The organism is Intestinimonas sp. MSJ-38, assembly GCF_018917925.1.
Classification (GTDB): Bacteria; Bacillota; Clostridia; order Oscillospirales; family Butyricicoccaceae; genus Pseudobutyricicoccus.
Genome location: NZ_JAHLPO010000014.1, coordinates 28,788 through 40,786 on the forward strand (window position 1 = coordinate 28,788; position 11,999 = coordinate 40,786).

The window sequence follows — 11,999 nt, forward strand, 5'->3', positions numbered from 1 at the left end:
GTCAGTCCTCCAAAAAGGCCATCAGTCTTTGGGCGCACTCTTCCACCGTCAGAGCGTCGATGGGCAGGGAGCAGCCCTTCCGGTTCAGCTCCTCCAGCACTTCCACCGTCTGAGGAACTCCCAGACCGGTCTGGTGCATCTTGTCCACCTGGGCGAAGATCTTCCGGGGCGGGCCGTCGTCGATCACATGGCCGTCCTCCATCACCACCACCCGGTCAGCCTGGGCGGCCTCGTCCATATGGTGGGTGATGAGCAGCACAGTGATTCCCTTTTCCCGGTTGAGACGGCGGATGGTGTTCATCACCTCAGCCCGTCCTCCCGGGTCCAGCATGGCGGTAGGCTCGTCCAGCACCAGCACCTCCGGCTCCATGGCCAGCACACCGGCGATGGCCACCCGCTGTTTCTGTCCGCCGGAGAGCATATGGGGTGCGCTGCGCTTGAAGTTCTCCATGCCCACAGCCTTCAGAGCCTCATCCACCCGGCGGCGGATCTCCTGGGAGGGCAGGCCTAGATTCTCCGGAGCAAAAGCCACATCCTCTTCCACCACGGTGGCCACGATCTGGTTGTCCGGATTCTGGAACACCATTCCTGCCTTTTCCCGGATGTCAAAGAGCTTGTCTTCCTCCCGGGTGTCCATCCCAGCCACCCGCACCTGACCCCGGGTGGGCAGTAAAATGGCGTTGATGTGCTTGGCCAGGGTGGATTTTCCCGAACCGTTGTGGCCCAGCACCGCCACAAAGCTCCCCTGCTCTATTTCCAGGTTCACCCCGTCCAGGGCCAGCAGATCGGGCTGATCCTCCCTGTTTGTGTATTCAAAGGAAAGGTCTTTTACCTGAATGATCTGTTCCACTGAAAAAAGTCCTCCTTATCCGGTCTTACCGGGCAATCCAGCGGCTGGTATGGCCGCAGGGCAGGCCCAGGCCGGTCTGGCTCACCGGCAGCAGCAGTTCGCCGCCCTCCACTTCCCCACCGTAGCGGCGGGCCATGGTCATGCCCAACAGATAAACGGGCACCGAAGGGGAAATGCCGGTGGTATAGGAGTTGATGATGACAAACAAGGGATCGTCGGTGAGCACTTCCATGCACAACTGAAGGAAAGGCGCGATGCTCTCCTCAAACTTCCAGATCTCCCCGGAAGGTCCCCGGCCATAGGAAGGCGGGTCCATGATGATGGCATCGTATTTCCGGCCCCGGCGAACTTCCCGCTGGATAAATTTTTTACAATCGTCCACAATATAGCGGATGGGAGCCTCGCCCAGGCCGGACAGACGGGCATTTTCTCTGGCCCAGGCCACCATGCCTTTGGATGCATCCACATGGCAGACGCTGGCTCCCGCCGAGGCAGCAGCCAGGGTGGCCCCTCCGGTATAGGCAAACAGATTGAGCACATTCACCGGCTTTTTCTTTTTCCGCTCTGCCACCTGGCGGCGGATAAAATCCCAGTTGGCCGCCTGTTCGGGAAAGACGCCGGTGTGTTTGAAACTCATGGGCTTGATCTGAAAAGTCAGATCTTTATAGTGAATGTGCCAGCTTTCCGGCAGATGGAAAATCTCCCACCGGCCGCCGCCCTTATCCGAGCGGTGATAGACGGCATCGGGCTTTTTCCACAAGGGATGGCCGCCCCTGTCCCAGATGGCCTGGGGGTCAGGCCGGACGAGGATATGCTCCCCCCATCGTTCCAGTCGTTCTCCGCCGCCGCAATCCAGCAGCTCATATTCCTTCCAGCCATCGGCAGACCACATAATTTTATTCCTCTCGATTCCAGTTTTCTCTATTTTCTCCCGGCGCCATTCCGCCGGAAAGATCCATTCTTTCCCTATGAAAAGACGGATGTTCCCATAATCAATTTATTTTACCACCCGGAGCGGGCTTCGTCAATGAACGGACTGTAAAGACCCCCAAAAGAAAAGCCGGGACGCTGTTTGCGCCCCGGCCCCTTTTGTTTTGGTTGTTAGCGGATGATTTCGCCTTCCACTTCACCGGCAATGCCGGCGGCGTTGGCTTCATCGGTATCGATGTGCATACGCAGCAGGAACTTGTCGGACACACGAACCACAGTCTCGTTAAAGACGACGGAACGCTCGCCGGAGGTCTTGACGCTGACCACATCCTTGTCCTTCAGGCCCAGCTTCTCAGCGTCGGCGGGAGTCATGTGGATGTGGCGCTTGGCAGCGATGACGCCGCAGGGAATGGTGACTTCACCGGCAGGGCCGACCAGCTTGACGCTGGGGGAGCCTTCGATGTCGCCGCTTTCACGGACGGGAACCTGGATGCCCAGAGCACGGGCGTCGGTGAAGGAAACTTCCACCTGGGAAGCGCTTCTTTCCGGCCCCAGGATGCTCATGTTCAGGGAACCCTTGGGTCCTTCCACCTTGACTTTTTCGTTGCAGGCAAACTGACCGGGCTGGCTCAGGTCCTTTTTGGGGGTCAGCTGATAGCCGGCGCCAAAGAGGGTGTCCAGATCCTTGCGGCTCAGATGCAGATGTCTTGCAGAGGTTTCGATGATCACATTGGCCATTGTTCTCTATCTCCTTTGTTCTTTGTTCCATGGGGGCAAATTGTTTGTTTCCTCTCTATAATTTAACACATCCCCGCCGGTTGCGCAACGGCGAGGGGAAAAATATTTGTGTCCCAGGGGTGTTTTTTCGCCCCACTTTTGGATTTTTCTCTTTTTTACCCATAGTTGTGACAAAATGCACCTTTACAAAGGGTATTCATCGGATTATACTATAAGCAAGTATCTTTACTTCTTTACACATTCTACAAATTCATTCGTGAGGTTAGAGGCCACATGGTTACCGATTTCCCCCGGACGCTGTCGCTTTTGCGGCAGGAGAAAAAACTCAGCCAAAAAAAGGCAGCCGAGGCACTGGGTATTTCCCAGGCGTTGCTGTCTCATTATGAAAACGGCGTACGGGAGCCGGGACTGAGCTTTGTGGTCCGGGCCGCCGACTTCTACGGCGTTTCCTGCGATTACTTGCTGGGCCGCACCATGTCCCGGGAAGGGGCCGCCATCTCGGTGGAAGAGCTGGGGGACCTTTCGGAGGAAAAGGGCAATGTGCTGCGGGGCAGTGTTTCTGCCATGCTCCAAAAGAAGCTGCTGGTCAACTCCTCCGGCATTCTGCTGGACATTCTGGGCAAAGTGGGCCACAAAGGCCTGATCGGCGATGTGTCGGCTTATCTGTCCGCCGCCATCTACAAGGCCTATCGCTATGTATATATGATCTCGGGGAAATATTCCGACACCATGTTCCCGGTAGCCGCCCATCTGTTTTCCGATCTGTGCGACGCCGAAATGAAAATGCGTGAATACCGCCTGCGTGCTCTGGCCTCCTCCAACCAGGACAGCCGGGAGCCGCTGGAGTTCCCCGACCTTTCCATCGACGGGCTCAGCCAGGAATATCCCAATCTGGCCCCCGCTCTTCTGTCGGTGCTCCACAATGTGTCCGAGTCTCTGGAGAAAATGGCCCCTGACCAAGAATAGGGGTCGAAAAATTTTCTCAAACTTTTTTGTAAAAACCCCTTGCCAAAGGGGAAAAGCTGTGGTATATTATATCTCGCGCCAGATGTGGTGGCAAACAAGCTGGTGTAGCTCAGCTGGTAGAGCAGCTGATTTGTAATCAGCAGGTCGGGGGTTCGAATCCGTCCACCAGCTCCAATTTCATATGGGAGAGTTCCCGAGTGGCCAAAGGGGGCAGACTGTAAATCTGTTGCGTTTCGCTTCGATGGTTCGAATCCGTCCTCTCCCACCAATGCCCGGATGCAATAGCGTCTGGGCATTTTTAATTTTCTCGCCCCTTAACCAGGGGTTAATTTTTTGCCCTTTTTCTGTCGTACCCCTCCGTTGCGTCTCCGCTGCCCCTCTGTTATGATGGAGGCAAAGGAGGGAGCTTCATGAAAATCAACGAAATCATCCGCACCCGCCGGCACTGCCAGGGATTGACCCAGGAAGCCCTGGCCCAGCTTCTGGGGGTCTCTTCTCCGGCGGTGAACAAATGGGAAAAAGGGCTGAATTATCCCGATATCACCTTGCTTCCCGCCCTGGCCCGGGCTCTGGGCGTGGATCTGAACACCTTGCTTTCCTTCCAGGATGACCTGACCCCGGAAGAGATCGGACGCTTTTCAGAACAAGTCACCATAGTGGCCCAGGAGCAAGGCTGTGCCGCTGCTTTCCAGCTGGCCCGGGAAAAGATGCAGGAATTTCCCTCCTGTGATCTTCTGACCTACACCATGGCTCCATTGCTGGAGGGGATTCTAAGTCTTTTTCCTCCAAAGGAAGAAGAAGCCGAACCCTTCCGCCAGGAAGTTTTGCAGCTTTATCAGCGAGCTGCAAACAGCCATGATCCCCAGATCAGCCAATGGGCCTGCGCTCTTCTAGCCGGCCGCTACATTGCCCAAAATCAACTGGAAGAAGCCAGACCTTTGCTGGAGCAGCTTCCTCAATCCCACAAAAACAAACAGCTTCTCCAGGTCTCTTTAGCCCGAAAAGAGGGAAACATTGCAGCCGCATGGACGCTGCTGGAGCAGGAACTCTTCACCCGGGGAAATGGCGTCCTGGAAGTGCTGAGCCACCTGATGGATCTGGCCGCAGAAGAAAAGGACCTGGATCGGGCCGAAGCCTTTGCCGCCGCTTCCCAAGGTACTGCGGAGGCTCTCCACCTTCCTGCTGCTTCCCGTCTTTCTCTTTCCTTCCAGCTGGCTCTTCTCCGTCAGGACGGCCCTCAGACCCTGGCTCTGCTGGAGGAGATCTTCCAGAGCATTCACCGCCCGGCTCCCTTTTCCGATTCCCCTCTCTACTGTCACTTGCCGGAAAAAGACGGAGCCAGCAAGGGCCAGCAGATGATGCTGCGCATGATGGTAAACGGGGTGGAAGAAGACCCGGCGTGTGCATTCCTCCGGGGCCTGCCCCAATATGCCCTTTGGATGAAAAAATGGCAAAAGAGTGCCTTTCCGAAATCCAACCCATAAAGAAGGGGCCCGCTCTCTAAAGCGGGCCCCTTCTTTGAGCGTGTCGAAAAAGTGGCTTAGGCCACTTTTTCGAGTTTTTGCAAGGGGCTGGCGGAGTGCCTCCGCTCCCATACTGCGCTCCCGCGCTGGGCAGGTCCGATGCAGAAAGGCAAAGAAAGTATGGCCGTCCGGCCACCGGACCAGCGGGGCGCCCCGCCCTTGAGAAGTGCAAAAAGCCACGCACAGGTCGTGGCTTTTTGCGGATTGATAGGGGTAGGGCGGACGACCCTTTTCGTTATATAGGTTTTTCGACAGTCTGTTTAATTATATTTCCTCCATCAGCTCCACAAGCTGGGCAAAATGATCGATGGCGGTATCGTAGTCTTCGGTATCTCCAAAGCCATAGCGGGCAAACACAAAAGGAATGTCTGCCTGCCGGGCCGCCTGGGAATCCCCCTGGGTATCTCCCACATACACCGGCTGTTTCAGACCATTGCGGCGGATGATGAGCTTGTTGTTCTCCCCTTTGGAAAGGCCGGTGGCCCCAAAGCACTCAATGTCCTTGAAATACTTTTCCAGGCCCATGGACCGGAAGAAGCACTGGATATACCCATCCTCGCAGTTGCTGACGATAAACAAGGGGAACTTGCGGCTGAGGGCCTGCAAGGTCTCCTCCACCTGGGGATAGAGCTTTCCGCCCCGCTTTTCCAGCACCTCATGCTCCTCCTGGCAGCATTCTTCCAGCAGCCGCTGCTGCTCTGTTTCCAGGCACATGGGGAACATCCGCCGGGCGATTTCGTCCATGGGCAGGCCCATATAGCCCTGAAGCTCCGAATACTCCAAAGGCCCCCGCAGATCGGAATGGGCTGCGATCACCTGATTCCAGGCCGCCAGAATCCCCTCCACTGCGTCCCACAAAGTGCCGTCCAGATCAAAAAGAATGCCGTCTGTTTTCATCTTGTTCTCCTCTGTCTCTTCCCTGTATTTTTCCTTTTGCATCATACCTTTTTCAAAAGAGAAAATCAATCCCCTTTCCTATCCCATCAAGCGAAAAAAGGCCAGGAGCAAAAGGAGCAGGCCGCTGCACCAGCCCACTTCCCGCTCTCCCCGCTTCCCCATCCGCCGGCCCAGAAAATGCCCCAGGCCCAGCAGTGTCAAAGTGGCCAGCAGGGAAAAAAGAAACAGCAGGCGTGGGTCCATGCCTCCCAGACCGGCTCCCACTCCGGCGGCGGCCCCATCCAGAGACAGGGCAGCTCCCAGCAAAAGACCTTCCCTGGGGGAAAGGCTGCGGGAGCCGTCGGCATCGGCCCGGGAGGGATCGGCATACAGGCATAAGATACACCGAAAGCTCCACAAACGAAACCGCATTTCTCCTCTTCCGCCCCATTTGCGCACCCAGCTTTTCAGCAGGCTGTCGCAGATCTTACACGAGCCCAAGGCCGCCAGCAAAAAGGCACACAGCCAATGAAGCCCTCCAGCCAATGGTTGCCACAGTCCTCCGGCCCAGGCCCCGGCGGCCAGCACGCCGCTGCAGCACAAAGCCACCACCAGAGCGCTCTTTCCCGGCAAGCGGATCTCTCCCGCTCCATAGGCCAGACTGGCAAAAAAAGCGTCCAGAGACAGGGCCAGCACCAAGGTTCCGGCTTCCAGTCCCTGACGGACAAATCCAGGCAAAGGCAAAAACCCCTTTCCGGTTTTTGCTTCATCCTATGCCCTTTCTTTCCAAAGGGTCCCTACCCCTTGTCCTAGTCCTCCTGCGCTTTGGCCTGCTGGGCATACTGCTCAGCCAGCGCCACAAATTCCTCCATCCGTCCATTCTCCCGGATGGTCTGGGGACAATTTTTCCCGCTGAAGTCATAATGCTCTTTCACCTGATCGGCCGAAAGGTCATAAGCGTTCATCAGCCAACCGGTGAGCCGGGCAGCGTTGTCAAAGGTCTTTTCAAAATCCCCGCCTGCATTGACGCACAATTCCACGCCGATACCGTGGAGATTGCCATCCCCTTCGGCGCCGTCCCCTGCATGATAGGCCACTTCATCGTCAGGGATGCTGTGCCATACTTCGGTGTCATCCACCGTATAGTGCCAGCCGGTGGTCCCCTCTCCGCCTTTGGCCTCCAGCTGGCCATGGGCAGCTGCATCGGCCCCGGCGGCAGTGTTCCCCGTTTCATGAATGACGATGTACCGGATCTCTCTCTTGGTTCCCGGCCGGTTCTGCGCCCCTTCCGGGGCCAGCTGGGTGTACACCGGTACCCCCAGCACATCCTCCGGATACAACCCTTCCGTGGGTGCTTTCAGCAGTCTCCATGCCCCAAAGGCCACTCCGGCCATCACCATCAGCCCCAGCAGCAGGCCGCAGCCTCTTCTTTTTCTTCTTTTCCGCCGTCTTTTCTGGGCCATCGTCGATCCCTCCTTCTCCCCGGACAAAGCCAAAGCGGCCTGTCCCGCTGCTTCTATCATACAGTGGGCCAGGCCGCCGAATCTTAAATTTTCTCTTAAACTTTTCTCAAGTTCTTATTGCTGGGTGAGGAAAGCATCCACCGCGCGGAAAAGCGCCTCGGCCTCCTGGTGCAGCTTTTCGGTGCTGTTGATCTTTTCCACATCGGTGGGGTTGTCCATGAAGGCAAACTCCGAAATGACTGCGGTGACATCCACACCGGCCGCCGCCCGGAGCAGACCGTAATAGTCTCCGGTTTTGGTGCTGTTGTAGCGGTAGATAATGGGCCGGACTTTCTGGCCCATCTTGGCATATTCCTTATTGATCAGCTCGGCCAGCTCGGTAGACGGGCCACCGTTTTTATCGGCCACCTGGGCCAGTACTTCGGCGCCAGTGGCGCTATGGGCTTCGGTGGCATTGTGGTGAACGCTGATAACCAGATCAGGCTTGACTTTCCGGATCATGTTCATCCGGTTGGTGAGGGACAATGTCTCCCCTTCGCCCCGGGTAAAGATCACCTGATAACCGGCCTGACGAAGAAGCGTGCCCAGATGCTCGGCCACTGTATAGTTGATCTCGCTTTCCACAAGACCCATTTCTTTGTTCACGGTGCCACTCTCCGAGCCGCCGTGGCCCGGGTCCACCATCACCACGATATCGCTCCGATCCACCGTTGTGTCAGGCGGGGGTACCGGTGTGGTGTTCAGAGGTGCGCACTCAATGAGCACCCGGCGCTGGGCATCGTCATACTGCACACTGAAATCCAGGGCATCTCCCAGATCCCGCAGTTTAAAATATGTATAGCCATCAATATTATAGGCCGTCATCTGCGCCCGGACCCCGTCGATGTAAACCGCGGCCTGACTGCTCACGGCCTGCTTGATGGTATTGCTGCCCTGCGGGGGGCTCAGCTCGGTACCCAGAGAAGTATATCTCTGGCCTGTGCTGATGTAGATGGAATTGGTATCGTTGTTGTATTGGATCTCAAAGGACTTGTCCCCGCCGCCGAGGGCCTGGGCCACATCCCGCAATTTGAAATAGTTATTGTCGTTGATGTTATAGGCTTCCACACCAATGGCTTCGTCATAAACCAACACCGGCATGTTGTTCAGCTGCGCTTTCTGTGCCGCGGCCAGCCCCACACACCCCAGCAGGGTGAAAAGCAAAGCAGCCAACAGAAAACCGCCCAAGATTCTTCCTCTTTTTCCCATTGTCTCCTCCAAAAAAATCAGGCATGGCTTCCCATACCAGGCGCGAAGATTATGTCTGCGGTCTCATTCCCCGCCGCAGCATTTTATCAATCAGCGTTATTGCACCGTTACCATGACGCGCCGGCGAAATGTTATGTTGGCCATGTTTTTCCTCGGCCCCTTGGGAGCAGAAAAGATGGCCGCAAAAATCCGTACAATAATCGCTTTGCGGCCATTATAACATCTTTTACCCCCTTTCGTCTACCGCAAAACCAATTATTTTTTGAAAAAACGCCTTTTTTCCCAAGTAAAAATTGATTTTTCTTTTTTTACAAATAAAATTTTTGGTTATTTTGACAAATAATTTATAGTAGTAATTTATTGAAAAGAGGGGTATGATAAGAATAAGATATACATTATTGTATCGCTTTTTTCTCGGACCGCGGAAAGGTCTCCCTCCCTAGCTTTCCGCTATGGTCCACATTTCTCCCTGCCCGCTCCTTTGCGGGGCGGGCGCTTTTCCCAAAAAAGGTCCGGAGCCTTACGGCCCCGGACCTGAGCGTGTCGAAAAAGTGGCTTAGGCCACTTTTTCGAGTTTTTGCAAGGGGCTGTATGCACGCCTTTGGCGCACACTTGCCCCTTGAGAAGTGCAAAAAGCCACGCACAGGTCGCGGCTTTTTGCGGATTGATAGGGGTAGGGCGGACGACCCTTTTCGTTATATAGGTTTTTCGACAGTCTGAGGTCCGGAGCCTTACGGCCCCGGACCTTTTTATATGTATCCCGTCGGTTATGCCTTGTGCAAAGTGAACTCGGGACGCATACTCCCCACTTCTTCCTGCTTGTGGTTGCGCATTTTGGGCGTGTGGGTATCGGCAAATTCCGCCAGATCTTCCTGGGAGATGATCCCCAGCTGACGGAGCACTTCCACCACCACAGCATTGCGGGCCTGGCCATTGCCGCTGTCGATTTTCACAGCAATGCCGATGCCTTCCTTTTTATCTCCCACAATGTAATAGCCATCGGCTCCCGATTTACAGAAGAGACGATCGTATTTTTCCATAAACCGGGCGTCAATCCGGCCGGTGCCCGACATAATGAGAGGATATTTTCCCATAGCCGCCGTAATGCGGGCCGCTTCCGCTCCCATCTTTTCTCCCAGGCTCTCCGGATGAGCCATACGGGCCACACCATAGGCAAACTGACGCAAGGGCAGAGCGTGTACCGGTACACCGCAGCCATCGGTACCCATAATGATCTTCTGAGGATCATACTCACAAATCTCCCCGATCATATGAAGGATTCGCTGCTGCACCGGATGTTCCGGTTTATAATAGGTATCCAGATCCTCTCCCATCGCGGTGGCCGTGACCAGCATGCCCGAATGTTTGCCGCTGCAGTTGCAATGGATCTGGCTGGGCTGTTCTCCGGCTGCCTTCATCCGGTCGGCTTCCGGCTCGTACAAGGGATAATGGACGCCGCACTGGAGCACGCTCTCTGTCAACCCGGCCTTGCCCAAAGCACGGCGCACCGCCTGGATATGCATAGGCTCTCCGTTGTGGGAGGCGCAGAACAAAGCGATGTCCTGATCGTCCAGACCGTATTTTTCCACAGCGCCGCTTTCCAGCACGCACATGGCCTGCATGGGCTTGGCCGAGGAGCGGGCATAACAGACTCTCTCCGGATCGCCGCAGGAATAAAGCAGCTTACCGGTATAATCCACCACAGCGATATGGCCGGTGTGCATCATATCCTGCAACGGCCCACGATAGGTATTGACCAAAACTTCCACAATAATCCCTCACTTCTGTAAGAATCCCGGCACTGTTTCACCGGATAGTTGTAGTATAGCACCCCGTCTCTTTTTTGCCAAGGCTTCACCCCAGAAAACGGCGAAGGAGCTTTTCTTTTTTCGGTGTGTAGGGGTGATAGCGCAGTGGGTTTTCCGCCTTTCCCCGGGACAACACACTGCGATAATGGGTAAAGGTGTCAAAACTCTTCTGACCATGGTATGCACCCATGCCGCTTTCCCCCACTCCCCCAAAGGGCAGATGGCTGCTGGCCAGGTGGACCAGGGTGTCATTGATGCAGCCGCCGCCGAATTGCAGCCGGTCCATCACCTGTCGTGCCGTCTTCCGGCTGCGGGTGAACAAATAGAGAGCCAACGGATGGGGACGCTCTGCCACAAAATCCAAGGCCTGGGAAAAAGTATCGTATTCCACCACCGGCAGAATGGGCCCGAAGATTTCCTCCTGCATCACCGGCGACTGCTCTGTCACTCCTGTAAGGATGGTCGGCTCAATGCGCAGCGTCCGCTCATCTCCCCGCCCTCCGGTCTCTATCCGGGCCCTTTCCAGCAGTCCCATCAACCGGCGATAGTGCTTTCCATTGACAATGCGGGGGTATTCTGGATTGTTCAGCGGTGTGGGCCCCAGCTGCATCAGCAGCTGCTTTTTCATTTCTTCCACCAGCGCCGGAACCTTTCCTTTCGGTGCCAGCACATAATCAGGAGCCACACAGGTCTGGCCGCAGTTGACCAATTTGCCGAAAACGATCCGCCGGGCCGTCAAAGAAGGATCGGCGTCCTCCGCCACGATACAGGGGCTTTTGCCTCCCAGTTCCAATGTCACCGGCGTCAGATGCCGGACGGCCTTCTCCAGCACCAATTTTCCCACTTGGGTGCTGCCAGTAAAAAAGATGTAGTCAAAACGCTGTTCCAGCAGCGCCTGGTTTTCCGCCCGGCCTCCGGTGACTACCTGCACATGGCCTTTATCAAAGACTTCTGACACCATGGCCGCCAGTGTTTCCGCTGTTTTGGGCGCATAGGCCGATGGCTTGAGCACCACGCAATTCCCTGCCGCCACCGCTCCCACCAGCGGCCCTAAGCTGAGCAGCACCGGATAATTCCAGGGCGCCATCACCAGCACCACACCATAAGGATGAGGCCAGCGCAAACTTTTGGCCGGTGCCTGGGTCATGGGGGTGGGAGCCCGCTTTACCGCCATATTCTGCTTTAGGTGCTTTTTCTGCCAACGAAGCTCTTCCCGCACCTGGCCCAGTTCGGTCATATAGGCCTCCATGGACGCTTTGCCCAGATCCTCCGCCAGAGCCTGTTCCAACCGGCTGCCCCATCTCTTCAGTCCCTGCTCCAGCTTCTCCAGACTTTTCCTTCGGGCCTCAAAGCTCTGGGTTCGTCCTTCCCCATAATACCGGCGCATCCCTCCCAAAATTTCTGTGTAATTCATTTCTTCCTCCTTAGTGAATTTTTCTATACTTATAGTATATCATATCACTTTCTAAACAAATAGAAAGAAATATCTTCATTTTTTGTGCCAATGCGGCAATTTCACCAAAAGCTGTCTCCCATTCTTGGCAAGTGCCACGAAGTTTTCACCTTCTCTTGATTTTACCCCATGGAGAGTCCATAA

At 55.6% G+C, this 11,999-nt stretch carries 11 protein-coding genes and 2 tRNA genes; 4 read left to right on the top strand and 9 right to left on the bottom strand.

What is annotated here, in order from left to right:
- Position 1: 1 nt before the first annotated feature.
- From KQI26_RS09810 to pduL, 3 genes are all read right to left on the bottom strand, one after another.
- Positions 2–850, bottom strand: coding sequence for an energy-coupling factor transporter ATPase (locus KQI26_RS09810; protein WP_118747318.1), 849 nt, complete (start codon positions 848–850; stop codon positions 2–4).
- Positions 851–875: 25 nt separating this feature from the next.
- A complete protein-coding gene (locus tag KQI26_RS09815) occupies positions 876–1,742 on the bottom strand; it encodes a class I SAM-dependent methyltransferase (protein WP_118747319.1) in 867 nt (288 codons plus the stop codon).
- A 209-nt stretch (positions 1,743–1,951) separates the two neighbouring features.
- Entirely contained in the window at positions 1,952–2,518 is a 567-nt protein-coding gene (gene pduL, locus KQI26_RS09820; protein ID WP_118427336.1) for a phosphate propanoyltransferase, read from the bottom strand.
- Positions 2,519–2,791: 273 nt separating this feature from the next.
- Here pduL and KQI26_RS09825 point away from each other — a divergent pair, with 273 nt between their 5' ends.
- The 4 genes from KQI26_RS09825 to KQI26_RS09840 all read left to right on the top strand — a co-directional run bounded on the left by KQI26_RS09825 (position 2,792) and on the right by KQI26_RS09840 (position 4,968).
- On the top strand, positions 2,792–3,484 hold the full coding sequence (locus tag KQI26_RS09825; protein WP_216504274.1) for a helix-turn-helix domain-containing protein: 693 nt from the start codon (positions 2,792–2,794) through the stop codon (positions 3,482–3,484).
- Positions 3,485–3,582: 98 nt separating this feature from the next.
- Positions 3,583–3,658 (top strand) — tRNA-Thr (locus tag KQI26_RS09830).
- 9 nt (positions 3,659–3,667) lie between these two features.
- Positions 3,668–3,752, top strand: a tRNA-Tyr gene (locus KQI26_RS09835).
- Positions 3,753–3,894: 142 nt separating this feature from the next.
- The gene (locus KQI26_RS09840; RefSeq protein WP_216504275.1) at positions 3,895–4,968 is read left to right on the top strand and encodes a helix-turn-helix domain-containing protein; all 1,074 of its coding nucleotides are present in this window, start codon (positions 3,895–3,897) and stop codon (positions 4,966–4,968) included.
- A 303-nt stretch (positions 4,969–5,271) separates the two neighbouring features.
- Here KQI26_RS09840 and KQI26_RS09845 read toward each other — a convergent pair whose 3' ends face one another.
- The 6 genes from KQI26_RS09845 to KQI26_RS09870 form a co-directional block, all read right to left on the bottom strand.
- Complete coding sequence (locus tag KQI26_RS09845; RefSeq protein WP_216504276.1) at positions 5,272–5,904, bottom strand: HAD family hydrolase; 633 nt, start codon at positions 5,902–5,904, stop codon at positions 5,272–5,274.
- 78 nt (positions 5,905–5,982) lie between these two features.
- Positions 5,983–6,621 carry a manganese efflux pump gene (locus KQI26_RS09850; protein ID WP_216504277.1) on the bottom strand — a complete coding sequence of 213 codons (639 nt, stop codon included), beginning with the start codon at positions 6,619–6,621 and terminating at the stop codon, positions 5,983–5,985.
- Positions 6,622–6,692: 71 nt separating this feature from the next.
- Positions 6,693–7,346, bottom strand: coding sequence for an N-acetylmuramoyl-L-alanine amidase family protein (locus KQI26_RS09855; protein WP_216504278.1), 654 nt, complete (start codon positions 7,344–7,346; stop codon positions 6,693–6,695).
- A 114-nt stretch (positions 7,347–7,460) separates the two neighbouring features.
- The gene (locus KQI26_RS09860) at positions 7,461–8,594 is read right to left on the bottom strand and encodes an N-acetylmuramoyl-L-alanine amidase (protein WP_216504279.1); all 1,134 of its coding nucleotides are present in this window, start codon (positions 8,592–8,594) and stop codon (positions 7,461–7,463) included.
- Between the two features lie 767 nt (positions 8,595–9,361).
- Positions 9,362–10,363: an asparaginase gene (locus KQI26_RS09865; protein ID WP_216504280.1), complete on the bottom strand. Its 1,002-nt coding sequence runs from the start codon at positions 10,361–10,363 to the stop codon at positions 9,362–9,364.
- Between the two features lie 85 nt (positions 10,364–10,448).
- Positions 10,449–11,849, bottom strand: a complete 1,401-nt coding sequence (locus tag KQI26_RS09870; protein WP_371744124.1) for an aldehyde dehydrogenase — start codon at positions 11,847–11,849, stop codon at positions 10,449–10,451.
- Between the last annotated feature and the right edge of the window lie 150 nt (positions 11,850–11,999).